Source organism: Burkholderia sp. Bp9004, assembly GCF_003858025.1.
Lineage (GTDB): Bacteria > Pseudomonadota > Gammaproteobacteria > Burkholderiales > Burkholderiaceae > Burkholderia > Burkholderia diffusa.
Genome location: NZ_QTQD01000030.1, coordinates 23,128 through 49,189 on the forward strand (window position 1 = coordinate 23,128; position 26,062 = coordinate 49,189).

General features: G+C 65.1%; 21 protein-coding genes, 1 tRNA gene and 1 pseudogene. 14 read left to right on the forward strand and 9 right to left on the reverse strand.

All coding sequences use genetic code 11. The features are described 5' to 3' along the window. The first annotated feature begins 58 nt into the window (after positions 1-58). The 3 genes from DIE08_RS27135 to bamC all read left to right on the forward strand — a co-directional run bounded on the left by DIE08_RS27135 (position 59) and on the right by bamC (position 2,370). Positions 59-772 carry a bifunctional 2-polyprenyl-6-hydroxyphenol methylase/3-demethylubiquinol 3-O-methyltransferase UbiG gene (locus DIE08_RS27135; protein WP_059608573.1) on the forward strand — a complete coding sequence of 238 codons (714 nt, stop codon included), beginning with the start codon at positions 59-61 and terminating at the stop codon, positions 770-772. 171 nt (positions 773-943) lie between these two features. Beyond that, a tRNA-Pro gene (locus DIE08_RS27140) sits at positions 944-1,020 on the forward strand. A gap of 141 nt (positions 1,021-1,161) precedes the next feature. Then, the gene (bamC, locus tag DIE08_RS27145; protein ID WP_124625656.1) at positions 1,162-2,370 is read left to right on the forward strand and encodes an outer membrane protein assembly factor BamC; all 1,209 of its coding nucleotides are present in this window, start codon (positions 1,162-1,164) and stop codon (positions 2,368-2,370) included. 724 nt (positions 2,371-3,094) lie between these two features. Here the strand turns inward: bamC and DIE08_RS27155 are convergent. From DIE08_RS27155 to DIE08_RS27165, 3 genes are all read right to left on the reverse strand, one after another. Beyond that, positions 3,095-3,352, reverse strand: a complete 258-nt coding sequence (locus DIE08_RS27155; protein ID WP_059608571.1) for a hypothetical protein — start codon at positions 3,350-3,352, stop codon at positions 3,095-3,097. Positions 3,353-3,488: 136 nt separating this feature from the next. After that, positions 3,489-3,767: a hypothetical protein gene (locus DIE08_RS27160; RefSeq protein ID WP_059608570.1), complete on the reverse strand. Its 279-nt coding sequence runs from the start codon at positions 3,765-3,767 to the stop codon at positions 3,489-3,491. A 215-nt stretch (positions 3,768-3,982) separates the two neighbouring features. Continuing rightward, positions 3,983-4,699 carry a YdcF family protein gene (locus tag DIE08_RS27165; protein ID WP_124904634.1) on the reverse strand — a complete coding sequence of 239 codons (717 nt, stop codon included), beginning with the start codon at positions 4,697-4,699 and terminating at the stop codon, positions 3,983-3,985. Between the two features lie 157 nt (positions 4,700-4,856). Between DIE08_RS27165 and DIE08_RS27170 the strand changes: the two genes are divergently transcribed. Then, positions 4,857-5,174, forward strand: a complete 318-nt coding sequence (locus DIE08_RS27170) for a hypothetical protein (protein WP_059510817.1) — start codon at positions 4,857-4,859, stop codon at positions 5,172-5,174. A 180-nt stretch (positions 5,175-5,354) separates the two neighbouring features. Here DIE08_RS27170 and DIE08_RS27175 read toward each other — a convergent pair whose 3' ends face one another. Together DIE08_RS27175 and DIE08_RS27180 are read right to left on the reverse strand one after the other, a co-directional pair. Then, a complete protein-coding gene (locus DIE08_RS27175) occupies positions 5,355-5,606 on the reverse strand; it encodes a hypothetical protein (RefSeq protein ID WP_124625657.1) in 252 nt (83 codons plus the stop codon). A 198-nt stretch (positions 5,607-5,804) separates the two neighbouring features. Continuing rightward, a pseudogene (locus DIE08_RS27180) lies at positions 5,805-6,200 on the reverse strand (transposase); the annotation flags it as partial. Between the two features lie 430 nt (positions 6,201-6,630). On the opposite strand from DIE08_RS27180, the gene DIE08_RS27185 reads away from it, so the two are divergent. The 9 genes from DIE08_RS27185 to truB all read left to right on the forward strand — a co-directional run bounded on the left by DIE08_RS27185 (position 6,631) and on the right by truB (position 18,719). Then, entirely contained in the window at positions 6,631-7,533 is a 903-nt protein-coding gene (locus tag DIE08_RS27185; protein ID WP_059608567.1) for a LysR family transcriptional regulator, read from the forward strand. Positions 7,534-7,597: 64 nt separating this feature from the next. After that, positions 7,598-8,800, forward strand: coding sequence for a pyridoxal phosphate-dependent aminotransferase (locus DIE08_RS27190; protein WP_124904584.1), 1,203 nt, complete (start codon positions 7,598-7,600; stop codon positions 8,798-8,800). A gap of 260 nt (positions 8,801-9,060) precedes the next feature. Continuing rightward, a complete protein-coding gene (gene scpB, locus DIE08_RS27195; RefSeq protein ID WP_124625661.1) occupies positions 9,061-10,083 on the forward strand; it encodes an SMC-Scp complex subunit ScpB in 1,023 nt (340 codons plus the stop codon). Positions 10,084-10,143: 60 nt separating this feature from the next. Beyond that, positions 10,144-11,895 (forward strand): 23S rRNA pseudouridine(2605) synthase RluB, encoded by a 1,752-nt coding sequence (rluB, locus tag DIE08_RS27200; RefSeq protein ID WP_124904586.1) that lies wholly within the window; start codon positions 10,144-10,146, stop codon positions 11,893-11,895. A 419-nt stretch (positions 11,896-12,314) separates the two neighbouring features. After that, complete coding sequence (rimP, locus tag DIE08_RS27205; RefSeq protein WP_014897219.1) at positions 12,315-12,773, forward strand: ribosome maturation factor RimP; 459 nt, start codon at positions 12,315-12,317, stop codon at positions 12,771-12,773. Continuing rightward, the gene (gene nusA, locus DIE08_RS27210) at positions 12,773-14,248 is read left to right on the forward strand and encodes a transcription termination factor NusA (RefSeq protein ID WP_124625665.1); all 1,476 of its coding nucleotides are present in this window, start codon (positions 12,773-12,775) and stop codon (positions 14,246-14,248) included. The genes rimP and nusA overlap by 1 nt, the downstream gene beginning before the upstream one ends. A gap of 91 nt (positions 14,249-14,339) precedes the next feature. Further along, positions 14,340-17,261 (forward strand): translation initiation factor IF-2, encoded by a 2,922-nt coding sequence (gene infB, locus DIE08_RS27215; protein ID WP_059608562.1) that lies wholly within the window; start codon positions 14,340-14,342, stop codon positions 17,259-17,261. A gap of 190 nt (positions 17,262-17,451) precedes the next feature. Further along, on the forward strand, positions 17,452-17,772 hold the full coding sequence (rbfA, locus tag DIE08_RS27220) for a 30S ribosome-binding factor RbfA (protein ID WP_409360411.1): 321 nt from the start codon (positions 17,452-17,454) through the stop codon (positions 17,770-17,772). A gap of 14 nt (positions 17,773-17,786) precedes the next feature. Next, the gene (truB, locus tag DIE08_RS27225) at positions 17,787-18,719 is read left to right on the forward strand and encodes a tRNA pseudouridine(55) synthase TruB (RefSeq protein ID WP_124904588.1); all 933 of its coding nucleotides are present in this window, start codon (positions 17,787-17,789) and stop codon (positions 18,717-18,719) included. A gap of 90 nt (positions 18,720-18,809) precedes the next feature. Here the strand turns inward: truB and DIE08_RS27230 are convergent, their stop codons facing one another. The 4 genes from DIE08_RS27230 to DIE08_RS27245 form a co-directional block, all read right to left on the reverse strand. Continuing rightward, on the reverse strand, positions 18,810-20,369 hold the full coding sequence (locus DIE08_RS27230) for a DHA2 family efflux MFS transporter permease subunit (RefSeq protein ID WP_124904590.1): 1,560 nt from the start codon (positions 20,367-20,369) through the stop codon (positions 18,810-18,812). 27 nt (positions 20,370-20,396) lie between these two features. After that, positions 20,397-21,614, reverse strand: coding sequence for an efflux RND transporter periplasmic adaptor subunit (locus DIE08_RS27235; RefSeq protein ID WP_124625673.1), 1,218 nt, complete (start codon positions 21,612-21,614; stop codon positions 20,397-20,399). Positions 21,615-21,666: 52 nt separating this feature from the next. Next, the gene (locus DIE08_RS27240) at positions 21,667-23,163 is read right to left on the reverse strand and encodes an efflux transporter outer membrane subunit (RefSeq protein WP_124904592.1); all 1,497 of its coding nucleotides are present in this window, start codon (positions 23,161-23,163) and stop codon (positions 21,667-21,669) included. Positions 23,164-23,250: 87 nt separating this feature from the next. Beyond that, a complete protein-coding gene (locus DIE08_RS27245; protein WP_059608556.1) occupies positions 23,251-23,742 on the reverse strand; it encodes a MarR family winged helix-turn-helix transcriptional regulator in 492 nt (163 codons plus the stop codon). 323 nt (positions 23,743-24,065) lie between these two features. On the opposite strand from DIE08_RS27245, the gene typA reads away from it, so the two are divergent. Then, positions 24,066-25,892, forward strand: coding sequence for a translational GTPase TypA (gene typA, locus DIE08_RS27250; protein ID WP_059467636.1), 1,827 nt, complete (start codon positions 24,066-24,068; stop codon positions 25,890-25,892). Positions 25,893-26,062: the final 170 nt, after the last annotated feature.

A 26,062-nucleotide genomic window follows, 5' to 3' on the forward strand; every position in this document is an offset into this window, starting at 1 on the left:
ATCGGCATCAGTGGCTGGATGGATCACAAAGCATGGTGGCCGACACGGGGGAGGCGTCATGGATCTGAAGGAGCTCGACGTACTGGGAGCGGATGTAGGCGATCACTGGTACTACGCGTCGAAGGCGAGCGCGATCCGTCGGTTTCTGGGCACGTCGGACGCGAACCGCATACTCGACGTCGGTGCCGGCTCGGGCTTCTTTTCGAAGCATTTGCTCGAGCGCACGCAGGCGACGGAAGCATGGTGTGTCGATACGAGCTATGCCGACGATACCGACGGGGAGGCGGCCGGCAAGCCCGTCCATTTTCGCCGTGCCGTCGATCGATTCGATGCCGATCTCGTGCTGCTGATGGATGTCCTTGAGCACGTCGACGACGATGTCGGGTTGCTTGCCCGCTACGTGGCGGGGGCGCCGAAGGGCAGCCGGTTCCTGATCACGGTTCCCGCGTTTCAGTTCCTGTGGAGCGCGCATGACGATTTTCTCGAGCACAAGCGCAGGTATACGCTCGCCGGTCTCGAAGACGTCGCGCGTCGTGCGGGGCTGGAGGTCGAGCGCGGCGCGTATTATTTCGGCCTCACGTTCCCGCTCGCGGCGGCATTGCGACTGAGCGAGCGGGCGCGTCGACAACCGCGCGAACCGGCGTCGCAGTTGCGCCGGCACCATCCGGTCGTCAACGGTTTGCTCAAGCTGATCTGCCGAGCCGAGCTACCGATGTTCCGGTTCAACCGGGTGGCGGGCCTCACGGTCATCTGTGTCGCGCGTCGACGGTAAGCATGCGGCGGATCGCATGGCCGGAGCGTGACGAGCGGGATGCACGTTGCCGCCCGTATCGAAGCCGTCTTGTCCCGTTTGATCATGTCGCAAAAAATTTCACGGGAACATGCACAAAATGCATGCGACCCGTTCTAAACCGGCCAACTGTCTGTTATAATTTTTTTCTTTCGGGGCGTAGCGCAGCCTGGTAGCGTACCTGCATGGGGTGCAGGTGGTCGGAGGTTCAAATCCTCTCGCCCCGACCAGACAAAGAACCCGCGTCAGTTCAGGCTGACGCGGGTTTTTTCTTGCCGGTCGCTTTTTTGCACATCCCGGCGCGGCCCCGGTAAAATGCAAGGTTGATCCACGGAAAGCGCCGTGATTTAGCGGAAGAGGATTCCCCGAACATGACTGATCTTCGTCTTACCATGCGGTTTGCTGCAGTGCTCGCCACCGGCGCGCTCGTTGCCGGTTGCGGTACGTCGTCGCCCACGAAAGTGGACTACAAGAGCGATTCGAAATCGAAGGAAGCGTCGCTCGCAGTGCCGCCCAACATGCTCGACGAGACGGCCGATCAGCGTTCGCTGCCGCCACAGGGCGGCGCGACTTCCCTGTCCGCGCTTCAGCAGGTGCAGCACGCGGCGCCCGCGACGGACACCGTCGCGCCCGCCGTGACCGGCATGCATATTCAGCGCGATGGCACCGAGAGCTGGCTCGTGATCGACAGCAAGAAGCCCGCCGACATCTGGCCGCAAGTTCGCCGTTTCTGGCAGGAGCAGGGCTTCCTGCTCGTCGTCGACCAGCGCGACAAGGGCGTGATGGAAACCGACTGGAACGAAACCCATCCGCAGATCAACGACGGCCTGATCCGCAGCGTGATCTCGAAGGCGATGGGCAATTCGTACGTGACCGCCGAGCGCAACAAGTACCGCACGCGCCTCGATTCGGCGCCGAACGGCGGCACCTACGTGTTCATCAGCCAGAAGGGCATGCGCGAGGCGATCACCGGCGCGAACAACGATTCGAGCAAGTGGGAAGCGAAACCGAACGATCCGGCGCTCGAGACCGAATACCTGAAGCGGCTGATGGCGGTGCTCGCACAGAACGATCAGCGCGCGAAGAATGGCGAGCCGCCGATCGCGAACATCAACGACAACACGGTGCCGAAGGACAAGAAGGCGGATACTGACGCATCGAAGGCCGCCGCCGCTGCGATCGCTGCGCAGAACGTCGCGCGTACGTCGTCGCAAGCGAACGACGTCGATTCGGCCGCGGTGCCGTCCGAAGTCACGCTCGGCGAGCCGTACGACCGGTCGTGGCTGCATGTCGGCCTCGCACTCGATCGCGCGAACTTCACGGTTGACGATCGCGATCGCACGAAGGGTCTGTTTTTCGTGCGTTATGTCGATCCGAAGGATCTCAGCTCGGCCGAGCAGGGCTTCTGGAGCCAGCTGTTCCACGGCAAGAAGGAAAAGCAGGCGAAGCAGTATCGCGTCAACGTGAAGGCGCTGACACCCGACCAGACGCGTGTGGCAGTCGTCGATGACTCGGGCGCGATCGATACGTCGGGTCCGGCCCGGCAGATCATGGGGCTGCTCGTGAATCAGTTGCGCTGATCGCGGTACGCTCCCGCTCTTCGAAAAAGCCCGCCTTCCGGCGGGCTTTTTTATGGTCGCGCGCGCCTGCCGATTCTGGCGTGTGTGGGACGTTCGTGTCCCTCTATCGTGACGTTACGTAACATTCGCGCGTTACGGCGGCAGAACGGGTGTTACATCGTCGTGACCGAGAAAAATATCCTTATAGATCAATGCCATGCTTTCGAAAGTGCACCTGGCACGCAAACTGCTTTATAAGTGGGAATCGTTAGGACAGGGAGGATGGCGTCAGAGACCGGGCGGGTGTCGCGAGCGCCCGAACAACGGTTTCGACGTCTTCAGATGCCAGCGCTGCGAGCGCTGGCGTAACCGATGACGACCCGCGCCGCGCGCGGGTCTCGATGGCCCCGTCGCCTATCCTCGTAGGGCGACGGTTTCGCCCGCGCTTCTTCTGAAGCGCGGGCAATTTTTTTGGTGCGGCCGAAATGCGAGGCATGGCGATCCGGCGGGTGCTGGATTCGCTGATTCGCAATCTTTTCTGAATTGTGTGGGGGGGGGCGTTGGCGCGTGTTCGTCGAGCGCCGCGACGGCCAGGTCGCTTTGGCCGTGCATGCGCGTTCCGCGCACATTCCGGCTTGTCGCGAAGCAGCCTGGGACTGGATTGATCGGCCCGGGATCCGTGTGCTGTCGAAGCTCGCGTGAGCAGGGTGGTGCGGCCGGACGTGTTGCCGGCCGCCGCGACGCGTCAGTGCGACGTGTCGGGTACGTCGAGAATCAGGATGATCGTCCAGTCGGCGTCGCCGTCGTGGTGATACTGGCGTTCGGCGACGATGAACGGTTGCTGCTTGCCTTGCGGGCCGAGGAACAGCACGTCGCCCTCCATTGGCAGGCACTCGATCGGCGGCAGCGCGAGAAAGGCGTCTTCCGAGCCACGCGGCATCAGTTGCTTGATCTTGCGAGTGGCTGCTTCGGTCCACTCGATGTCGAGTTGAATGTTGCTCATGCTGTCCTCCGCACCGGGGTGCGCACGGGTGGAAAATTTCGGTGCGCGACTTTAGCACAGCGCGCAGGCGCCGCAACCAAAAAAGCCGAACCCGGTTGCCCGGATTCGGCCTTTCGCTTGTGCGGTGCCGCCGAACTTACTGGCTGGCAGCGTCTGCCGGAGCGGCCTTGGCGGCCTTCTTGCCAGCCTTCTTCGCTGCCTTGTGGTGAGCAGCCTTCTTGCCGTGGTGCTCTTCCTGAGCCGCCGGCTGTGCAGCCTCGGCTGCTTGCTGCTGTTGCAGTGCCTGTGCGCGCTGCTCGATCTCGGCGATCTTGGCCGGGTCGGTGATGGTCTGGATTTGCGTGCTCTCTTGCGCATACGCTGCGCCAGTCAGCGCCGACATCGCGACCAGAATAGCCAGGGACGTCTTCTTCATTGCTTTACCTCCGCTAAGTGGTGATGAACCCGAATGTTGCCGTTTTGTCTGGCGACTGCAATCGAGTGCGTGTCGAGTGTAACAAAAGTGACGGATCAATGTGCACCGGATCGCCGTGCAGCGCAAGGCCCCGTTGAAGTCGCGCAACACTTCGTGCATTCCGTCATGCGCATGCCATCCAGGCGGAGGCGCCGTCGTTTTTGCACGCGTCGCCATCAAAACCAGCCGAGCCACCGGTAGACGTGGAACTGCGCGATACCGATCAACTCGTGCAATACCAGATCCGCGTCTTCCAGGTTCTGCCAGCGGGGCAGCCAGCCCGTTTGCGCGCGCCGGTGGGTGGAATAAACGGGCTGCGGATCGATGCCGAAGCGGCGGAAATCGAGCAATGCGCGGCGCATCTGGTAGGACGACGCGACGAGAATGCGCGAGTCGTCATGTTGTGAGCGTAGTATAGAAGCGGTGAATTTCGCATTTTCATAGGTGGTGCGGCTGTTCGGCTCGAGAACGAGGTCGTCTGGAGCGACGCCTTCCGCGATCAGCCGGCGCCCGTAGACGGCCGCCTCGGTTTCGCCGTGATGTTGCGGGTCGCCGCCCGACATCACCACGGTGCAGCGGGTGGCCTGCTCGCGGCACGTGCGGTAGAGCGCCGCGGTCGTGCGGATGCGTGCTTCCCCGTCGGGCGGCGGCCGCAAGCCGGTGTCGCTGCGCCGTGTGCCGATGCCGATGATGATCAGTGTGGTGCGGCCGTGCATGTCGGGGTGCTCGACCGGCGTCACGCCTGCCTCGGTCCATGCGATGAGCGGCGCGGTGAGCCAGCCTGTCGCGAGCAGCCAGAGCAGCGCGACGCTCGCGATCGCGATGAGTCTTCGCCGCTTGCGGAAGAGCATGAAACCGATGAAGAGAAGTACAAATGAATCGAACAGAATCAATTTGATTGGGGTATGGTGTCTTTTTATGGACGGCTGACGATCCGGCCCTGACGCGACGCCGAACGTCGGCCCCCAGAATCGGTGGCGGTATCGGCGGGTGGAGCTCCCGCCCGGCGCGCCGCTTCGCATTGTCGCTGCACTTTAAGAAAGAATCGAGATGGCCACGTATTCCAACGAAGCGGTGCTCGACGCATTGAGACGAGTGCAGTACCGCCAGGTACCGTGGGCGCGCCGCCCGGGCGTGTTCGAGTATCTCCGGTCACTGGGGCTGATGGACACGGTCAGGCAGAAGACGGTTGCCCCCGCGCCGGGTTTCCATGCACCGGTCGACATCGCGGTGCTGACCGATAGTGGTCGGGCCGAATGCGCGCGACTCGAGCGCGACGAAAAATTACTTTCCTGGACCGATCGCCGTATGGACGACTACGCGTTAAGCGAAGCGAGCGCCGTGGCGATTCTCGAAAGCCGCCTGTAGCGGCGCACTCCTGACCTCGCGCCGTCGCCGGCGACACTCAAAAAAAAGCCCGTATCGCGAGGATACGGGCGTACCGGATACTTTTGCTGTTGCCACGCTGTGCTCATGGCAACGGATGTGACTTGTCGTATGTCGAGCAGTTCCCGAATTCGGGAATTTTCTTTGACGAAATCCTGTGGACTACGGATGACGCGGCATGTCCGTCGGTTGCGAGCCGATGCGCGCACGTGCGTTGCTGGCGATGTCGCCGCGCAAATCGCCGCGCGGCACGGTCGGTCGATTGAGCGGCGTGGCGGGCGGTTGCTGGCGAAGGGTGTTTCGGTGATCCTGCTGGCGGTGAGGTGGCTTCGCGCGATCGTCGGCGTGAGCGGGGGCGGTCGACGCCAGCGAAATGACAATGCCGCATGCGACGAGCAGTGACATTGGTTTCATGGCGGGGCTCCCTTCAAGCCATCGGCGCGGCTTGTTGATATGTCGCTAAGGTAAGCGAGGGAGTGCAGGCTAGCTGTAAATAATAGTAAATAGATGTATCGCGGCACGACAGCGGTAATCGACGACGCGGGCGCCGCGAAAAGCGCGTGGCGCCGAAAGAAGCCGGGCGGCCGAAGCCGCCCGATCGAGCATGCGTTACGCCATCTTCACGGGGGCGCGCCAGGATTCCGGATTGGTCCAGAAGGCGCCGCGCAATCGGTCGCGGCTCGGCGGTGCAGGCGGCTTCGCCGCGCTTGCCCCGATGCGCCCGCGCAGCGAGATCTGACGGCCGCTCGTGCCGAGGCGCTTGACGATTTCGGCGAGCGTACCGTCTGCCTGCCATTCGTCGAAGCGACGGCGGCAGGTCGGCGGCGACGGATAGCGACCCGGCAGCTTCGACCAGCCTTCACCCGTCGACAGTACCCACAGCACGGCGTTTACCACCGAGCGGGCCTCCACGCGGGGGCGGCCGCGCCGTTCACTGCGTGCGGGTTCCGAGCAAAACAGACCTTCGACCAGCGCCCACTCGTTATCTCTCAAATCGTCGAACAGCATCATGTCCTCACCTCAGCGAAGCTAACTCCGGTGCGCTGCCCTGCGCCGCGCACTCTTCAAGCACTCGAGCGTCGAGTGCCGGGTGGGGGCGTCCGGTTGACCGGCAGCGGCGTTTCTGCCTTCCGTCCGACTAAACCTGCGCCCTGTGCGTCAGGTAAAGCACGATGTGTGCCATGCCGGAGGCGATTCCCTCGAGAGCCGCTTGGCAGCGGGCTAACGGCTAAGTCAGCTAGGGGCGTATAAGACGCCAAAATAACCCGCCAGCAAATCAGGACAATCACCAATCTTGTGCAACTCGCCCGTGCCACGTGCGTTTCCGTGGATATTGCACCGCAGCGAAACATGTGTGGCCGGTGCCGGATTCGCACATCGGAGCCGATTTCGCGCATTAAAATCGTGCATCGATATCGACGATTGATGAGGTGAGGAGATGAACGTTACGCTGCGCCAGCTTCGCGTATTCATCGAGGTTGCGCGGCTGCGGAGCTTCAGTCGCGCGGGCGACGAGATCGGACTCACGCAGTCTGCGGTCAGTCGTTGCGTGCGCGAACTCGAGGCCGAGCTCGGGCTGAAGCTGATCGACCGGACGACCCGCGACGTGCAGTTGACCGACGTCGGGGTGAACCTGATCGCGAGCGTGTCCCGCCTGATCGACGATCTGGACGACACGCTGCGCGAGATTCGCGAGATCGGCGAGCAGCGGCGGGGACGCGTGATCGTCGCCGCGAGTCCGACGATTGCGTGCCGGCTGATGCCGCGCGTCGTCGCGGCCTGCGAGCGCCAGTTTCCGTTCGTCACGCTCGGCCTGCGCGACGACGTGCAGAGCGACGTGCTGCGAAAGGTGAAGTCGAGCGAGGTCGATTTCGGCGTCGTCATCGGGCCGCTCGCCGTTGCGGACCTCGTCTGCGAACCGCTGATGACCGACTCGTTCTGCCTGGTCGCGCGCGCCGATCATCCGCTCGCGGCGCGGGCCGAGGTGCCCTGGACGGCGCTCGACGGCGAGCGCCTCGTCCTGCTTGACCATGCGTCCGGAAGCCGGCCATTGATCGACGCCGCGCTGGCTGCCCATCGGGTGAACGCGACGGTCATGCAGGAGCTCGGGCATTCGGCGACGGTATTCGCGCTCGTCGAGGCTGGCGTCGGCGTGAGCGTGCAGCCGTGGCTGTCGCTGCCGCTGCCGGCGGGATCGTCGCTGGTTGCGCGGCCGCTGACGCCGCGTACCGAGCGCACCGTCGAGCTGGTGCGCCGCCGCGACCGGTCGCTGTCGCCGGCCGCGCAGGCGATCTGGGAACTCGCGCGCCAGATGCCGGCGCGGGCGGAAGACCTCGACTGAGGGTGCTGAACCGGCGCGCACACCGGTACACTGCGTGGATCGTGTTCCTCGGTGGCGGTTCTCGATGACGCATTCCGCAGATGTCGGCCCGGCGACGGGTGAGCCGACGGCACGCAGCGCGGTCCAGGCGCTGCGTCCGTCGCTGATCAGGGAAGTCGCGAACGCCGGCTTCGGCGTACCCGACGTGCTGCCGTTCTGGTTCGGCGAATCCGATCGCGTGACGCCGGCATTCATTCGCGACGCGGCTGCCGCGGCACTGCGCGACGGCGCAACCTTCTACACGCACAATCTCGGCACGATACCGTTGCGCAACGCGATTGCGGCCTATGTGAGCGCGCGTCACGGCGCGACCGAGGCCGATGCGATCGCCGTGACGAGTTCGGGCGTGAGCGCGCTGATGCTGGTCGCGCAGCTGCTGGTCGGCCCGGGCGATCGCGTCGTCGCGGTCACGCCGCTCTGGCCGAACCTCGTTGAAATCCCGAAGATACTCGGTGCACAAGTCGAGTGCATACCGCTCCGCCATGGTGATGCGGGCTGGGGGCTCGACATCGACCGGCTGCTCGCGGCGCTGACGCCAGGCACACGAATGCTGTTCGTGAACTCGCCGAACAATCCGACCGGCTGGGCGATGTCCTGCGACGACCAGCGCGCCGTGCTCGCGCATTGCCGGCGTCACGGCATCTGGGTCGTCTCCGACGAAGTGTACGAACGGCTCGCGTTCGTCGCAGACGGCGCGCCGTCGTTTCTCGACATCGCGTCGCGCGACGAGCGGGTCATCGTCGTGAATTCGTTCTCCAAGGCCTGGGCGATGACGGGCTGGCGGCTCGGATGGCTGGTCGCGCCGGCGTCGATCATGGGCGATCTGTCGAAGCTGGTCGAATACAACACGTCGTGCGCGCCGGGTTTCATCCAGGCCGCGGGGGAAGTCGCGCTGCGCGACGGCGAGCCGTTCGTGCAGTCGTTCGTTGCGGCGCTGCGTGCCGCACGTGACCACCTGGTTGCCGCGCTGCGCGCGTTGCCGGGCGTCGATGTGCCGCCTCCGCCGGGCGCGATGTACCTGTTCCTGCGTTTGCCGGGCGCGGACGACAGTCTCGCGTTTTGCAAGTCGCTGGTGCGCGAGGTCGGGCTTGGGCTGGCGCCGGGGCGCGCGTTCGGTCCGGAGGGGGAAGGGTTCGTGCGCTGGTGCTACGCGTGCGATCCGGTGCGGCTCGACGCGGGCGTCGAGCGCCTGCGGGCGTTCGTCGCGCGCGGCGCGGGCCTGCGTTGAGGCGGGACCGAGCTGCGGCGGCGGGTCGTTCGGCTCATCTTTACGCACCGGGCAATTTTGCGTAAGATGGCGCTCAGTCACGCGGTTCCGTCGTTGAGCCGTGCTGTTCCGTCCGGTTTGGGCCTGGCTTGAAGTTGGTTCGCCGCCCCCGGTTCGTGCTCCCATCAATATGACCGATCAGAATCGGGCGAGCGCGTCTTCCGTTCCTTTCGTCTGTTTGTTGATCCGGTTCGTTTGACCACAGGGTCTGGCCTAGCTGCATGAATACCCAAGAGGCGAAGATCGTCCTCGAGACTGCCTTGATCTGCGCGCAAGAACCGCTGAAACTCGGCGATTTGCGCAAGCTCTTTGCCGACGTCGTGTCGGCTGACACGGTCCGCACGTTGCTCGAAGATCTGAAACAGGATTGGTCCGGCCGCGGTGTCGAATTGGTGGCGCTGGCAACCGGATGGCGCTTTCAGAGCAAGCCGGCGATGCGCCAGTATCTGGACCGGCTGCATCCCGAGAAGCCGCCGAAATATTCGCGTGCGGTGCTCGAAACGCTCGCGATCATCGCGTATCGGCAACCCGTCACGCGCGGCGACATCGAAGAGATTCGCGGCGTCACGGTCAATACGCAGGTGGTCAAGCAGCTCGAGGATCGCGGCTGGATCGAGGTGATCGGGCATCGCGACGTGCCGGGACGTCCGGCGCTGTACGCGACGACCAAGCAGTTCCTCGACGATCTCGGACTGAAGGCGCTCGACGACCTGCCGGCGCTCGAGGAGCCGGCCGCGAACATCGAGGCTGCGTTGCTCGCGCAGCAGGCGATGGACTTCGACGGCGATGCGCCGGTAGCGGACGGGGTGCCGGAAGCCGGCGAAGCGGCGGCCGACGTGTCGCACATGCGGCCGGATGAATTGCCGGACGCCGCCGCGGCGGAAGGTACGTCGACGCAGGAAATGCCGAACCGCGATACGCTGGGAACTGATCGCGTTCAGATGGAACAGGGCGGCGCCGACGCAGCGCCGGCCGGCGGGCAGCCCGAGCCGCTGCGCGCGGAAGGGAACGAGGAAGATCGCAAGGCGACCGCCGACGCGGTTGCCGGAGACGGAGCGGAAGCGGCCGGCGACATGCCGGGCGAGGCTGGCCAGGCCGATGCCTCACGCGCCCGTCCCGCTGAGGGCGAGCTGCTGGACGATACGTCCGACAGCCTCGCCGACGCCGTACGCAGTGCGAGCGCGCCCATCGGCGCCGACGCACTGCCGGACGACGAAGCAGAACCCGAACAGCGCCGCGCCTGATTGCGGCCGACTTCTTGCCGCGCCCGAGCCGGGCGCGAGACCTGACATTTTGAGGTTGTTTTGACTGATATCCACGATATTGAATCGTCCGCGCCTGCCGTGCAGGCCGCGCGTGCTGACGATGCGCCGGAGCAGGATGCTCCGGCCACGGGTGGTGACGAGCGTCCCCGCCGCGGGCTGCGGCGCGGCCCGCGCAGCCTGATCGCGCGCCGCCGCGCGGCGGCCAAGTCGAAGGGCGATGGCGAGTCGCAGGGCGGCGAAGGCGCGGACGCGCAACCGGCCGCGGCCGCGGAAGCTCAGCCCGCACGCGCGCCGCGCAAGGAAGGCGCGGCCAAGGGCGGCCGCAAGCCGGCCGGTAAGCGTGAAGGTGCGGCCAAGGGTGCCCAGGGCGGGCAAGGCGGCCAGGGGCGGCGCGGCGGTTCGGCGAAGGCCGAGGGTGGCGCTGCGAAGGCCGAGGGTGGCGCTGCGAAGGCCGAGGGCGGCGCAGCGAAGGCCGACGGCGACGCAGCGTCGCAGGACGACCTGTTTGCCTATGTGACGTCGCCGGCGTTCGATGCCGACAATTCGGCGGGCGGCAGCGGCGTACGTGCGCCGATGCTGCGTCGCGGCCGCAACCAGCCGACGAACAAGCGCGTGCTGTCGCCGGACGACGATGCGCCGAAGCTCCACAAGGTGCTCGCAGAAGCCGGCATGGGCTCGCGCCGCGAAATGGAAGAGCTGATCGTCGCCGGCCGCGTGTCGGTGAACGGTGAACCCGCGCACATCGGCCAGCGCATCATGCCGACCGACCAGGTCCGTATCAACGGCAAGCCGGTCAAGCGCAAGCTGCCGAACAAGCCGCCGCGCGTGCTGCTGTATCACAAGCCGACGGGCGAGATCGTCAGCCACGCGGACCCGGAAGGTCGTCCGTCGGTGTTCGATCGCCTGCCCCCGATGAAGACGGCGAAATGGCTCGCGGTGGGTCGTCTCGACTTCAACACCGAAGGTCTGCTGATGCTGACGACGTCGGGCGATCTCGCAAACCGTTTCATGCATCCGCGCTACAGCGTCGAGCGCGAGTATGCGGTGCGCGTCGTCGGCGAACTGTCCGAAGGGATGCGGCAGAAGCTGCTGCACGGCGTCGAACTCGATGACGGCCCGGCGAACTTCCTGCGCATCCGCGACGGCGGCGGCGAAGGCACGAACCATTGGTATCACGTCGCGCTGGCAGAAGGCCGCAACCGCGAAGTGCGCCGGATGTTCGAGGCGGCCGGCCTGATGGTGAGTCGCCTGATCCGTACCCGTCACGGTCCGATTCCGCTTCCGCGCGGCCTGAAGCGCGGTCGTTGGGAAGAGCTCGACGAAGCGCAGGTGCGCAAGCTGATGGCGACCGTCGGCCTCAAGGCGCCGTCCGAGGAAAAGGGCAAGCGTGGTGGTGGCGGGCAGGCCGAGCGCCGCCAACCGGATCCGATGCAGACATCGATGGGCTTCATCAGCCGCGAGCCGGTGCTGACCACGCATGGTCAGCTCGATCAGCCGCGTCGCGGTGGCGGTCGACGTGGCGCCCCGGGCTTGCCCGGCCTGAGCGGCTACGGCAGCCTGCCGGTTTCGCCGTCGGGCTATGGCAACCGCTCGGGTGGCGGTCGCGATGTCGATGGCAACCGCGCGTCGTATGGCGCCGGCCCCAAGCGTGAAGGCGCGGCCGGCAAGCGCAGCGGCGGCAAGGGCGGCAATCGCAATCCCAACGGCAATCGCGCCGAAGGCGCCGGCAACGGCGGTGGTGGCGCGCGCGGCGGCCAGCGTCCGCAGCGCAGTCGCTCGCGCAGTCGCTGAGCGTTTCCGGGCGGTCGGCGGCGTGAAGCCGCCGGTGTGCCGGCAATATCGGTGCGAGTCCGGTCGGGTCGGCACTTTGCCTTGCGTGGTTTGCTTTTGACTGTATATATATCGCGCTGCCGGATTGTGCCGCCTGGTCGGACAGTCCGGTTTCGCATTTTTGGTCGGTAAAGGCGGTCTGGACGCTGCTTTTACCGGCTGGCTTGGCGTTTGCGCCAAAAATCGCTATAATCGCGGAGTCGCTGGGCGTACGGATTCAATGTGCGGCTCAGGTGCGACCACCAGTAAGAAGATGGGCGTTCCGCCCATTTTTTTTTGCTGAAACGGTTAGGCATCTCGGGTAGCGCTTCCTGCGCCGGCTAAGGCGCGCGCCCGCGGGTGAATCGCGAGCGGCGGGCGCGAACACCTGAGAGGACACTGTGCAACTGACGGAACTGATAGAAACCACGGTCACCGGGCTCGGCTACGAGCTGGTGGATCTCGAGCGCACCGGGCGCGGCATGCTTTGCATCTATATCGATCAGCCTGCCGGCATCTCGCTCGAAGATTGCGAAAAGGTCACACGTCAGCTCCAGCACGTCTTGACGGTCGAAAACATCGATTACGAACGGCTCGAAGTCTCGTCCCCGGGGCTCGACCGCCCGTTGAAGAAGCTGGCCGACTTCGAGCGCTTCGCTGGCAGCGAAGTTTCCGTGACCTTGAAAAAGCCGCTGGACGGGCGCAAGACGTACCGGGGCATTCTGCACGCGCCGAATGGCGAAACGATCGGTTTGGAATTTGAGAGGAAGAAGGGCGAGGCAGCCATGCTGGATTTCACGCTGGCCGATATCGACAAAGCCCGCCTGATTCCGCAAGTTGACTTTAGGAGCCGCAAATAATGAGTCGCGAAGTTTTGATGCTGGTGGATGCGCTGGCGCGCGAGAAAAACGTCGACAAGGATGTGGTGCTGGGCGCCCTCGAGGCTGCGCTCGCGTCCGCGTCCAAGAAGCTGTTCGACGAAGGCGCCGAAATCCGCGTCCATATCGATCGCGAAAGCGGCGAGCACGAAACCTTCCGTCGCTGGCTCGTCGTGCCCGACGAGGCAGGCTTGCAGGAGCCGGATCGCGAGATCCTGCTGTTCGAAGCGCGTGAGCAGAAGCCCGACGTCGAAGTCGGCGAATTCATCGAGGAGCCGGTGCCGTCGATCGAGTTCGGCCGTATCGGCGCGCAGGCCGCCAAGCAGGTGATCCTGCAGAAGGTGCGCGACGCCGAGCGCGAGCAGATCCTGAACGACTACCTCGAGCGCGGCGAAAAGATCATGACGGGCACGGTGAAGCGCCTCGACAAGGGCAACTTCATCGTCGAATCGGGCCGTGTCGAAGCGCTGCTGCGCCGCGACCAGCTGATCCCGAAGGAAAACCTGCGCGTGGGTGACCGCGTGCGTGCATACATCGCGAAGGTCGACCGCACCGCGCGCGGCCCGCAGATCGAACTCTCGCGCACGGCGCCCGAGTTCCTGATGAAGCTGTTCGAGATGGAAGTGCCGGAAATCGAGCAGGGCCTGCTCGAGATCAAGGCAGCCGCTCGCGATCCGGGCGTGCGCGCGAAGATCGGCGTGATCGCCTACGACAAGCGGATCGACCCGATCGGCACCTGCGTCGGCATCCGCGGTTCGCGCGTGCAGGCCGTGCGCAACGAGCTCGGTGGCGAAAACATCGACATCGTGCTATGGTCCGAGGATCCCGCCCAGTTCGTGATCGGCGCGCTCGCGCCGGCAGCCGTCCAGTCGATCGTCGTCGATGAAGAAAAGCACTCGATGGACGTCGTCGTCGACGAGAACGAGCTGGCTGTCGCGATCGGCCGCAGCGGTCAGAACGTTCGCCTTGCCGGCGAGCTGACCGGCTGGCAGATCAATATCATGACGCCGGACGAATCCGCCCTGAAGCAGGGTGAAGAGCGCGATCGACTGCGTTCGCTGTTCATGGCGCGTCTCGACGTCGACGAAGAAGTTGCCGACATCCTGATCGACGAAGGCTTCACGAGCCTCGAAGAGATCGCTTACGTGCCGCTCAACGAAATGCTCGAAATCGAGGCGTTCGACGAGGACACCGTGCACGAGTTGCGCAACCGCGCACGCGACGCACTGTTGACGATGGCGATCGCGAACGAAGAAAAGGTCGAAAACGCAGCGCTGGATTTGAAGGGCCTCGACGGCGTGACGCCGGAGTTGCTCGCGAAGCTGGCCGAACACGGCATGCAGACGCGGGACGATCTCGCCGAGCTGGCTGTGGATGAACTGGTCGACATGACCGGGATGGAAGAGGATGCCGCTAAGGCGTTGATCATGAAAGCACGTGAACACTGGTTCCAGTGAGAAATGACCATGGCGCACTGATTTGATGGCGGCCGTATGGCCTGACCCGATGCTAACCGCAAGGAATCGGTCCTTGCACTAAGAGGAATGAATGGCGAGTAACAACGTAGCCCAATTTGCCGCGGAACTGAAAATGCCTGCTGGTGTGCTGCTCGAACAGCTGCAGGCAGCGGGCGTCCAGAAAGCGAGTGAAGACGATGCGCTGTCCGAGGCGGACAAGGCGCGTCTGCTCGATCATTTGCGCAAGTCGCACGGCGCAACCGACGGCGACAAGCGCAAGATCACGCTGACCCGCAAGCATACGTCGGAGATCAAGCAGTCTGACGCGACGGGCAAGGCTCGCACCATTCAGGTCGAGGTCCGCAAGAAGCGTACGTTCGTCAAGCGCGACGACGTGGCCGAGGGTGCGGAGCAGGGTCAGGCGCAGGTCGCCGAAGCGGATGACGATGCGGATCTGAAGCGTCGCGAGGAAGAAGCGCGCCGCGAGGCCGAGCTGCTCGAAAAGCAGGCGCAGGAACTGCGCGAGCGCCAGGAACGCCTCGAGCGCGAGGAAGCCGAGCGCCGTGCCCGCGAGGAAGCGGCCGAAGCCGAGCGCCGCCGTGCCGAGGAAGAAGCAGCGGCGAAGCGCGCCGCGGCCGAAGCCGCAGCGGCACAGCAGGCTGCGGCCCAGCAGGCCGCTGAAGCCAAGCAGGAAGCAACCGGTGCGCAGTCCGCGCAGGACGAAGCACGCGCGGCCGCCGAACGTGCGGCCCAGCGTGAAGCGGCGAAGAAGGCCGAGGACGCTGCCCGCGAGGCGGCCGACAAGGCGCGGGCCGAGCAGGAAGAGATTCGCAAGCGTCGCGAGGCGGCCGAGGCCGAAGCGCGCGCGATCCGCGAAATGATGAACACGCCGCGCAAGGCCGTGGTCAAGGCAGTCGAGCCGCCGAAGCCGGTGGAACCGCCGAAGCCGGCCGAAGCGAAGGGCACGCTGCACAAGCCGGCCAAGCCGGCAGGCGCAGGCGCGCAGGCACGTCCGGCCGTGAAGAAGCCGGCCGGCGCAGCGCCGGCGACGACGCAGGCACCGGCAGGCGCGGGCGACCGCAACAAGAAGCCGGGCGGCGGCAAGGGCGGCTGGCAGGACGACGCGGCCAAGCGCCGCGGCATCAAGACGCGCGGCGATTCGAGCGGTGGCGTCGACCGCGGTTGGCGCGGCGGCCCGAAGGGTCGCGGCCGTCACCAGGACAGCGCATCGACGTTCCAGGCACCGACCGAGCCGATCGTGCGTGAAGTGCACGTGCCGGAAACCATCTCGGTTGCCGATCTTGCACACAAGATGTCGATCAAGGCCTCCGAAGTCATCAAGGTGATGATGAAGATGGGCCAGATGGTCACGATCAACCAGGTGCTGGACCAGGAAACGGCGATGATCGTCGTCGAGGAACTGGGTCACCGCGCGGTCGCCGCGAAGCTGGACGATCCGGAAGCACTGCTGGTCGAAGGCGAGACCGGTACCGATGCGGAGCAACTGCCGCGTCCGCCGGTCGTCACCGTGATGGGTCACGTCGACCACGGCAAGACCTCGCTGCTCGACCACATCCGCCGCGCGAAGGTTGCAGCGGGCGAAGCGGGCGGCATTACGCAGCACATCGGCGCATATCACGTCGAAACGCCGCGCGGTGTCATCACGTTCCTCGATACGCCGGGTCACGAGGCGTTCACGGCAATGCGTGCACGCGGCGCGAAGGCGACCGACATCGTCGTGCTGGTGGTGGCTGCCGACGACGGCGTGATGCCGCAGACGAAGGAAGCCATCGCTCACGCGAAGGCGGGTGGCGTGCCGATCGTCGTGGCGATCAACAAGATCGACAAGCCGGAAGCGAACCCGGACCGCGTCAAGCAGGAACTGGTCGCGGAAGGCGTCGTGCCGGAAGAATACGGTGGCGATTCGCCGTTCGTGCCGGTGTCGGCGAAGACGGGTGCCGGTATCGACGACCTGCTCGAGAACGTGCTGCTGCAGGCCGAAGTGCTGGAACTGAAGGCACCGATCGAGGCGCCGGCCAAGGGCATCGTGATCGAAGCGAAGCTGGATAAGGGCAAGGGCCCGGTCGCGACGATCCTGGTGCAGTCCGGTACGCTGAACCGCGGCGACATCGTGCTGGCAGGCACGGCTTATGGCCGCGTGCGTGCGATGCTCGACGAGAACGGCAAGCCGACGAAGGAAGCCGGCCCGTCGATCCCGGTCGAAATCCAGGGTCTGTCGGAAGTGCCGGGTGCAGGCGAGGAAGTGATCGTGCTGCCGGACGAGCGCAAGGCGCGCGAAATCGCGCTGTTCCGCCAGGGCAAGTTCCGCGACGTCAAGCTGGCGAAGCAGCAGGCCGCGAAGCTGGAAAGCATGCTCGAGCAGATGGGCGAAGGCGAAGTGCAGAACCTGCCGCTCATCATCAAGGCGGACGTGCAGGGCTCGCAGGAAGCACTCGTGCAGTCGCTGCTCAAGCTGTCGACCGACGAAGTGCGCGTGCAGATCGTGCACAGCGCGGTGGGCGGCATCAGCGAAAACGACGTCAACCTCGCGACGGCATCGAAGGCGGTCATCATCGGCTTCAACACGCGTGCGGATGCACAGGCGCGCAAGCTGGCCGAAGCGAACGGTATCGACATTCGCTACTACAACATCATCTACGACGCAGTGGATGAGGTGAAGGCCGCGATGTCGGGCATGCTGGCGCCGGAGAAGCGCGAAGTCGTGACGGGCATGGTCGAGGTGCGCCAGGTGTTCAAGGTGCCGAAGGTCGGTACGGTTGCCGGCTGTATGGTCACCGACGGTATCGTCAAGCGTTCGTCGTCGGTTCGCGTGCTGCGCAACAACGTCGTGATCTTCACGGGCGAACTCGAATCGCTGAAGCGCTTCAAGGACGACGTGAAGGAAGTCAAGCAAGGCTTCGAGTGCGGTATGTCGGTGAAGAACTTCAACGACGTCATCGAAGGCGACCAGTTCGAAGTCTTCGAAGTGACCGAAGTCGCACGTACGCTGTAATCATCGCGTATCGGCTCGTGGGCGGGGCAGGCTTGAGCCTGTCCCGCCCATTTTCATGGTGGCGTGCCAACAGCGCGCCGCTTTATCCTGATAAACGGATCACGGATCGATCATGTCCAGGAAACGTACTTCCCCCAATCGCAACGTTCAGATTGCAGACCAGATTCAACGCGATCTGTCCGAACTCATCATGCGCGAGGTCAAGGACCCGCGCATCGGCATCGTGACCATCCAGAGTGTGGAGCTCACGCCGGACTACGCGCACGCGAAGGTCTATTTCACGGCGCTCACCGGTGATCCGGAGAAGACGCAGGAAGCGCTGAACCACGCATCGGGTCACCTGCACAACCTGCTGTTCAAGCGCCTGCACATCCATACGGTGCCGACGCTGCATTTCCATTACGACCAGACGATCGAAAAGGCGGTGGAAATGTCGCGCCTGATCAAGGAAGCCAACTCGACGCGCGCGAAGGACGACGACGAAGCCGACGCGCCTGCGAAGGGCGAGTGAGCGCGCGTGCCCCAATGACGACTGCAGCTCCTCAGCGTCCACGCGTGCCGCGGCGCGCGCTGGACGGCGTCCTTCTGCTCGACAAGCCGGTCGGCCTGTCGAGTAACGACGCCCTGATTCGCGCGAAGCGCCTGCTTCTCGCGAAGAAAGCAGGCCATACCGGCACGCTCGATCCGCTGGCCTCGGGTCTGTTGCCGCTGTGCTTCGGCGAGGCGACGAAGTTCTCGCAGGACTTGCTGGAAGCGGACAAGACCTACGAAGCGACGATGCGCCTCGGCGTGCGCACGACCACCGGCGATGCTGAAGGCGACGTGCTCGACACGCGCGCCGTCGAATGCGACCGGACTGCGGTGGAGGCGGCACTCGCTCGCTTTACCGGCGAGATCGTGCAGGTGCCGCCGATGTATTCGGCGCTCAAGCGCGACGGCAAGCCGCTGTACGAATATGCGCGCGCGGGCCAGACCGTCGAACGGGAAGGCCGCAACGTGACGATCCATGCGCTCGACCTGCTGGCCTGCGAACTGCCGGACGTGACGTTTCGCGTGACTTGCAGCAAGGGTACGTATGTGCGCACGCTGGCGGAGGATATCGGCGAGGCGCTCGGTTGCGGCGCGCATCTGACAATGCTGCGTCGCACGGGCGTCGGCGCTCTGACGCTCGAGCACGCGGTGACGCTGGACGCGCTGTCCGACGCCACCGAAGCAGCGCGCGACGCGTGGCTTCAGCCGGTCGACGCGCTGCTGTCGACGTTTCCGCTGGTGCGTCTCGACGAAGCCTGCGCGAAGCGGTTCCTGCATGGCCAGCGTCTGCCGCTGTCGGCGCTCGATCCGATCGACGCGGCGGAAGGCGAGCGGGTGCGCGTGTACGACGCGGTGCGGCTGCTCGGCGTCGCCCGCAGGGCCAACGGCGTGCTGGCGCCTGAACGTCTCGTCGTGACGGCTCAATGATGCACGGCGCGCTGGCGCCCATCGAAACGAAAAAAAGCCCGGTCTCGACCGGGCTTTTTGCTGCGTGAGCGTATGGGGGCGCGGGCCGACTCAGTGTGCAGCCGACGCGGCCGCACCCGCATCGCCGCCGCCCGCGCGTTCGGGCTTCGTGATCCAGATCAGTCCGATCAGCAGCACGAAGATCACCGCCGAGATGTAGAAGAGATCGTTCACGCCGAGCTGCGCGGCCTGCTGCGTGGCCATGTTGTTGATGAGGCCATGCGCCTGGTCCGGCGTCAGCCCGAGGTTGCCCATCTGCGTGACGGCCTGGTTGAACGTCGGGTTGTACACGTTGGTCTGCTCGACCAGTTGCGCGTGATGGAAGTTGTTGCGGTGATCCCACGCGGTCTGGAAGATCGACGTGCCGATACCGCCGCACATGATCCGCACGAAGTTCGACAGGCCCGATGCCGCGGGAATGCGGTGGCCGGGCAGGCCGGACAGCGTGATCGACACGAGCGGAATGAAGAAGCCCGCCATCGCGATGCCTTGCACGAGCGTCGGCAACGTCAGCGACCACTCGTCGACGCCGGTCGTGTAACGCGAGCGCATCCAGAAACACAGCGCGAACGTGAGAAACGCGGCGGTCGCGATGTAGCGTGGGTCCGTGCGCGGCAGGAACTTGCCGGTCAGTGGCGACAGCAGAATCGCGAACAGTCCGACCGGCGCCATGACCAGGCCTGCGTCGGTTGCCGTGTAGCCGATCTGGGTTTGCAGCCAGAGCGGCAGCAGCACGAGGTTGCCGAAGTAGAGGCCGTAGCCGACCGCGAGCGCGATCGTGCCGCCCGTGAAGTTGCGCATCCGGAACAGCGACAGGTCCACGACCGGGTGTTCGGCAGTCAGCTCCCAGATCACGAAGAACGCGAACGAGATGAGTGCGATCAGCGCGAGCGCGATGATCGTCGTCGACGCGAACCAGTCGAGATCCTTGCCCTTGTCGAGCATGATCTGCAGCGAGCCGACCCACAGCACGAGCAGCGCGAGACCGACCCCGTCGATCGGCGCGCGGCGCACCGTCGATTCGCGTGTCCGATAGATCGACCACGTGGCGAGCGCGGCGGCGATGCCGACCGGGATGTTCACGTAGAAGATCCACGGCCACGAATAGTTGTCCGAGATCCAGCCGCCGAGAATCGGCCCGGCGACCGGCGCGATCAGCGTCGTCATCGACCATAACGCGAGCGCCATTGGCGCTTTCGCGCGTGGGTAGCTCGACAGCAGCAGCGATTGCGACAGCGGAATCATCGGCCCGGCGACCGCGCCCTGCAGCACGCGCGACGCGAGCAGGAACGGCAGGCTGGGTGCGAGGCCGCACATCCACGACGAGATGACGAACAGGATGATCGACGCGAGGAACAGGCGAACCTGTCCGAACCGGTCGGTCAGCCAGCCCGTGAGCGGCACGGAGATCGCGTTCGCGACCGCGAACGACGTGATGACCCACGTGCCCTGGTCGGACGACACGCCGAGGTCGCCCGAGATGGTCGGGATCGCGACGTTCGCGATGGACGTGTCGAGCACGTTCATGAACACCGCGAGCGATACCGCGATCGTCCCGAGCACGAGTTGCCCGCCTTGCAGCGGCGGGTGGGAGACAGGAGCCTGTGCCATGTCGGTAGTTTTCCGGAGTCGGAACCGTTACATCATTTTGGCTGCGTTGGTCGATTTCGCCGCGGCCGGGGCCGGCGCGTTGCCGCCGGCGTTCTCGGCGATGATGCGCGCGATCTCGGCGTCGGCTTCGTCGCCATACTTCGCGAACACGTTCGTCTCGTAGACGGTGTTCTGCGCGTTCGCAAGCTGGTCGCCGCGCTCGTCCTTGATGTCGACGTCGACCTGCATAGACAGGCCGATGCGCAGCGGGTGCTTCTCGAGGTCCTTCGGATCGATTTCGATGCGCACCGGCAGGCGCTGCACGACCTTGATCCAGTTGCCCGTCGCGTTCTGCGCCGGCAGCAGCGAGAACGCCGAGCCCGTGCCGGCCGAGAAGCCGACGACCTTGCCGTGGTAGACCGCCGACGAGCCGTAGATATCGGCCGTCAGTTCGACCGGCTGGCCGACGCGCATGTGCTTGAGCTGGACTTCCTTGAAGTTGGCGTCGACCCACACCGCGTTCAGCGGCACGACCGACATCAGCGGGTTGCCGGGCGACACGCGCTGGCCGACCTGCACCGAGCGCTTCGCGACATAGCCGGTGACCGGCGCGGGCAGCACGTTACGCGCGTTCGCGAGGTACGCGTCGCGAACCTTCGCTGCCGCGGCCATCACGTTCGGGTGCGACGCGATCGTCGTGTTCGCGGTCAGTGCGCGGTTCGATGCGAGCTGCTGTTGCGCGGCGTCGACCGACGCCTGCGCGGCGCGCACCGCGTCGCGTGCATGGGAGATCTCTTCCTGCGACACGGCGCCCGTCTGCGCGACGGCCATCCGGCGGCGCAGGTCGTCCTGCGCCTTCGACAGGTCGGACTGGCGCAGCGCGACTTGCGCGCGGTACTGGTCGTCGTTGACGAACAGGCCGCGCACCTGGCGCACCGTCTGCGCGAGGTTCGCCTCGGCCTGCTGCAGCGCGACCTGCGAATCGGCCGGATCGAGGACGACGAGCGGATCGCCGGCCTTGACCGTCTGCGTATCGTCCGCCTTCACGGCGATCACGGTGCCGGTGACCTGCGGCGTGATCTGCACGACGTTGCCGTTCACGTATGCGTCGTCGGTCTCTTCGTGGAAGCGCGCGACGAGGAAGTAGTACAGGCCATACGCGATGGCCGCGATCACGATGACCGCGATCAGCAGCGTCATCATCCGCTTGCGCTTCCCGTTGTTCTGCGGCTGGGCGCTGGCGGCATTTTGTTGAGGGTCGCTCATGGCGATTTTCTCCGTCCGTTATTTCGAGTGTCTGCGTAGTGGTGGCGCCGGATCAGTTGGCGGCCTGTTTCGTGTGCTGGTCGGCGTCGGGCGCGGCTAGCCGCGTGCCGGTCGCGTCGAACCCGCCGCCGAGCGCCTTGATCAGCGCGAGCTGCATGTCGCGCCGGCGCATCTTCAGGTTGGTCACGGTCTGTTCCGACGCGAGGCGGTTGCTGTCTGCGGTCAGCACCTGCAACTGCGGCGACAGGCCGGCCTTGTAGCGGATCACGGCGAGGTCGTACGCGCGCGTCGACGCGTCGAGCGCACGCTGCGCGTCGTCCATCTGGCGATCGACCGCGCGGATCGACGCGACCTGGGTGGCGACGTCGTTCAGCGCGTTGATCAGCGTCTGGTTGTAGTTGGCGACCGACAGGTCAAAGTCCGCATAGCGGCCCTTGAGCTGTGCGCGCAATGCGCCGGCATCGAAGATCGGCAGATGGATGGCCGGGCCGAACTGCGCCTGGCGGCTCGCGAAGTTCAGGAATTTGCCCCAGCCGAACGCATCGAAGCCGAAGCCTGCCGCGAGGTTCACGTCCGGGAAGAACTCGGCCTTTGCCTCCTTCACGTCGTGCATCGCCGCCTCGACCTGCCAGCGCGCGGCGACGAGGTCAGGGCGGCGCGACACGAGGTCGGCCGGCAGGTTGCCGGGCAGTGCGATTTCGCCTGTCGGGTTCATCACCGGCGCGGCGATCTGCAGCCCGCGGTCCGGCCCCTTGCCGAGCAGCGCGGCGAGTTGGTAGCGCACGGTCGTGATCTGGCCGTCGAGGTCGGACAGCGACGCCTGGGTCGTCGCGATGTTGCCGCGCGCGGTCTGGCGCTCCACGTTGGTGTCGAGGCCGGCCGACACGCGGCCGTCGGTGATCTTGCCGACCGTCTGGCGGTTGGTGATCTCGCGCTGCGCGATGTCGCGCAGCGCGTACAGTTGCGCAAGCGAGTTGTAGGTGCGGGCGACCGACGATGCGAGCGTGATGCGCGCCTGCTGCATGTCGGCTTCGGCGGCTTTTTCCTGCGACACCGCCGTATGCAGGCGCTCGCGGTTCTTGCCCCACAGGTCGAGATCCCACGACGCGCTCGCGAGCGCGTTGTTCTCGCTGTACCACTGGCCGCCGTACGGGGGCGGAAACAGCGCGTTCGACGAATACAGTTCGCGCGTCCACGAGTAGCTGGCTTCGGCCTTCGGCATCAGGTTCGAGCGCGACGATTCGATGTACGACGACGCCTTCGCGATGCGCGCCTGTGCCTGCGCGATCGACGGGCTGCCCTGAAGCGCCTCGTCGATCAGCTTCGGCAGCTGCGGATCGCCGAACTGGTTTGCCCAGTCGAGCGCCGGCCACTGGCCGCCCTGGGCGGGCAGGCTCTGGGCGGTTTCGAATTGCGACGCGGGAGCGATCTGCTTGTCGCTCTTGATGCCGATGTAGTTTGCGCAGCCCGCCAGCGCCAGCGCGGCGACGGCAGCGGCGACGGCGGCGCGGCACGACCCGGCGCGCAGGGACAACGGGGAGGATTTCATCGCGCTGTTTTCTGACTCGGAATGAATGATGGACACTGCAAGGATTTCCTTACATTAATCTGTCAAAAATAATTGTTATGGCAACTATTACGTGATGGTGCCGCCGGCCGTCTCGCAATAGTTGCTGAGAATGCGGCGCAGCATGCTTTTCAGGAAACCGACTTCTTCCGGCGTAAAGCCGTCGAGCAGCTCGTCGAGCACGCTGCGAAACACCGGCGGCAGCCGCTCGGCCAGCGCGCGGCCTTCGTCGGTCAGCTCGAGGCGCACGACCCGCCGATCCTCGATGCTGCGCACACGGGACAGCAGGCCGCGCTTCTCGACGCGATCGAGCAGGCGCGTGACCGCGCTCGCGTCGATCCCGTATTCCCGAGCGAGCTCGGCGGCCGTCGAGCATTTGCCGACCGCGATCATGAACAGCATGCTCGCCTGCGTGCCCGTGATGCCGAGCTCTTCCTGCGTGCGCTGCGTGACGAGGTTGGTCATCACTGATTTCACGCGCGACATCAGATAGCCGACGCTGTCGTTCATCTGATACGAAGACAGCGGCGAAACAGGCGATTGGGAAGGAGAATCCGACATAAAACCCTGAAGCTGCAATAGTTGACTAGGCAGCAGTATAGGCACAATTGCTTGCCGAGGCAAATGTTAATCGAACGGGCGAGGGCGCGCTCCGTGGCCCGAAATTCCCTTGTCCGCGCCAGGGTTTTCGGCGTGCCGCCGGGCCCGTTGGTCGCGAGCGGGGCAGCGGCAGGGTGGGGTCGTTTGTTGCGCTGCAACGAACAGCGCGGCTCTCGTCACTCTCACGTGCTATAATTTGTGGTTTCCAAGCTGCAACGCGCGCGCACGTGTCCCGGTGACTGACGAGCGTGCGCGTTTGCGCGTTCAACGATTTCCAGGTTTCTATGACCCGCGCCCTTCGCAACATCGCCATCATCGCTCACGTCGACCACGGCAAGACCACGCTCGTCGACCAACTGCTCCGCCAGTCCGGCACCTTCCGCGAGAACCAGCAGATTGCCGAGCGAGTGATGGACTCGAACGACATCGAAAAAGAGCGCGGGATCACGATTCTCGCGAAGAACTGCGCGGTCGAATACGAAGGCACGCACATCAACATCGTCGATACGCCGGGGCACGCGGACTTCGGTGGCGAGGTGGAGCGCGTGCTGTCGATGGTCGACTCGGTGCTGCTGCTCGTCGACGCCGTCGAGGGCCCGATGCCGCAAACGCGCTTCGTCACGAAGAAGGCGCTCGCGCTCGGCCTGAAGCCGATCGTCGTCATCAACAAGATCGACCGTCCGGGCGCGCGGATCGACTGGGTCATCAACCAGACCTTCGACCTGTTCGACAAGCTCGGCGCGACCGAAGAGCAGCTCGACTTCCCGATCGTCTACGCATCGGGCCTCAACGGCTACGCGTCGCTCGATCCGGCGACCCGCGAAGGCGACATGCGCCCGCTGTTCGAGGCGATTCTCGCGCACGTGCCGGTTCGCCCGGCCGATCCGGAAGCGCCGCTGCAGCTCCAGATCACGTCGCTCGACTATTCGACGTACGTCGGCCGGATCGGCGTCGGCCGCATCACGCGCGGCCGCATCAAGCCGGGTCAACCGGTCGTGATGCGCTTCGGTCCGGAAGGCGACGTGCTGAACCGCAAGATCAACCAGGTGCTGTCGTTCAAGGGCCTCGAGCGCGTGCAGGTCGAGTCGGCGGAAGCTGGCGACATCGTGCTGATCAACGGTATCGAAGACGTCGGCATCGGCGCGACGATCTGCGCGGTCGATACGCCGGAAGCGCTGCCGATGATCACCGTTGACGAGCCGACGCTGACGATGAACTTCCTCGTCAACTCGTCGCCGCTGGCTGGCCGCGAAGGCAAGTTCGTGACGAGCCGCCAGATCCGCGATCGTCTGATGAAGGAACTGAATCACAACGTCGCGCTGCGCGTGAAGGACACGGGCGACGAAACGGTGTTCGAAGTGTCGGGCCGCGGCGAACTGCACCTGACGATTCTCGTCGAGAACATGCGCCGTGAAGGCTATGAGCTGGCCGTGTCGCGTCCGCGCGTCGTGATGCAGGAAATCGACGGCGTGCGGCACGAGCCGTACGAGCTGCTGACCGTCGACGTCGAGGACGAGCATCAGGGCGGCGTGATGGAAGAGCTGGGTCGCCGCAAGGGCGAAATGCTCGACATGGCATCGGACGGCCGCGGCCGCACGCGCCTGGAGTACAAGATCTCGGCGCGTGGCCTGATCGGCTTCCAGAGCGAATTCCTGACGCTTACGCGCGGCACGGGTCTGATGAGTCACATCTTCGACTCGTACGCACCGGTCAAGGACGGTTCGGTCTTCGAGCGCCGCAATGGCGTGCTGATCTCGCAGGACGACGGCGCTGCCGTGGCGTACGCACTGTGGAAGCTGCAGGATCGCGGCCGCATGTTCGTGAAGCCGGGCGACGCGCTGTATGAGGGCATGATCATCGGCATCCACAGCCGCGACAACGACCTCGTCGTCAACCCGATCAAGGGCAAGCAGCTGACCAACGTGCGTGCGTCGGGTACCGACGAAGCCGTGCGTCTCGTGCCGCCGGTCCAGATGTCGCTCGAATACGCGGTCGAATTCATCGACGACGACGAGCTCGTGGAAGTGACGCCGCAGTCGATCCGTCTGCGCAAGCGCTTCCTGAAGGAGCACGAGCGTCGCCGCGCGAGCCGCGAAGGCGCGGTCGACTAAGCATCGGCTGTTCCCGTGCATGACGAAAAAGGCTGCCCTTGGGCGGCCTTTTTTGCATCTGCGCAGTGTGCAATCGGGCGGGTTGCAAAACACTGTTCCCGCGCGTCGTGGCAATCCGGCGAAACGCCGCCACGCGGTGCTTTCAGGCACATTTCGTCGTGAACTCCGGT

What these genes read in the sequence shown, in the direction of transcription:
- DIE08_RS27135 (WP_059608573.1), top strand. Translation starts at nt 59, where the DNA reads ATGGATCTGAAGGAGCTCGACGTACTGGGAGCGGATGTAGGCGATCAC.
- bamC (WP_124625656.1), top strand. Translation starts at nt 1,162, where the DNA reads ATGACTGATCTTCGTCTTACCATGCGGTTTGCTGCAGTGCTCGCCACC.
- DIE08_RS27155 (WP_059608571.1), bottom strand. Translation starts at nt 3,352, where the DNA reads ATGAGCAACATTCAACTCGACATCGAGTGGACCGAAGCAGCCACTCGC.
- DIE08_RS27160 (WP_059608570.1), bottom strand. Translation starts at nt 3,767, where the DNA reads ATGAAGAAGACGTCCCTGGCTATTCTGGTCGCGATGTCGGCGCTGACT.
- DIE08_RS27170 (WP_059510817.1), top strand. Translation starts at nt 4,857, where the DNA reads ATGGCCACGTATTCCAACGAAGCGGTGCTCGACGCATTGAGACGAGTG.
- DIE08_RS27175 (WP_124625657.1), bottom strand. Translation starts at nt 5,606, where the DNA reads ATGAAACCAATGTCACTGCTCGTCGCATGCGGCATTGTCATTTCGCTG.
- DIE08_RS27185 (WP_059608567.1), top strand. Translation starts at nt 6,631, where the DNA reads ATGAACGTTACGCTGCGCCAGCTTCGCGTATTCATCGAGGTTGCGCGG.
- DIE08_RS27190 (WP_124904584.1), top strand. Translation starts at nt 7,598, where the DNA reads ATGACGCATTCCGCAGATGTCGGCCCGGCGACGGGTGAGCCGACGGCA.
- scpB (WP_124625661.1), top strand. Translation starts at nt 9,061, where the DNA reads ATGAATACCCAAGAGGCGAAGATCGTCCTCGAGACTGCCTTGATCTGC.
- nusA (WP_124625665.1), top strand. Translation starts at nt 12,773, where the DNA reads ATGAGTCGCGAAGTTTTGATGCTGGTGGATGCGCTGGCGCGCGAGAAA.
- infB (WP_059608562.1), top strand. Translation starts at nt 14,340, where the DNA reads ATGGCGAGTAACAACGTAGCCCAATTTGCCGCGGAACTGAAAATGCCT.
- rbfA (WP_409360411.1), top strand. Translation starts at nt 17,452, where the DNA reads ATGCGCGAGGTCAAGGACCCGCGCATCGGCATCGTGACCATCCAGAGT.
- truB (WP_124904588.1), top strand. Translation starts at nt 17,787, where the DNA reads ATGACGACTGCAGCTCCTCAGCGTCCACGCGTGCCGCGGCGCGCGCTG.
- DIE08_RS27230 (WP_124904590.1), bottom strand. Translation starts at nt 20,369, where the DNA reads ATGGCACAGGCTCCTGTCTCCCACCCGCCGCTGCAAGGCGGGCAACTC.
- DIE08_RS27235 (WP_124625673.1), bottom strand. Translation starts at nt 21,614, where the DNA reads ATGAGCGACCCTCAACAAAATGCCGCCAGCGCCCAGCCGCAGAACAAC.
- DIE08_RS27240 (WP_124904592.1), bottom strand. Translation starts at nt 23,163, where the DNA reads ATGAAATCCTCCCCGTTGTCCCTGCGCGCCGGGTCGTGCCGCGCCGCC.
- DIE08_RS27245 (WP_059608556.1), bottom strand. Translation starts at nt 23,742, where the DNA reads ATGTCGGATTCTCCTTCCCAATCGCCTGTTTCGCCGCTGTCTTCGTAT.
- typA (WP_059467636.1), top strand. Translation starts at nt 24,066, where the DNA reads ATGACCCGCGCCCTTCGCAACATCGCCATCATCGCTCACGTCGACCAC.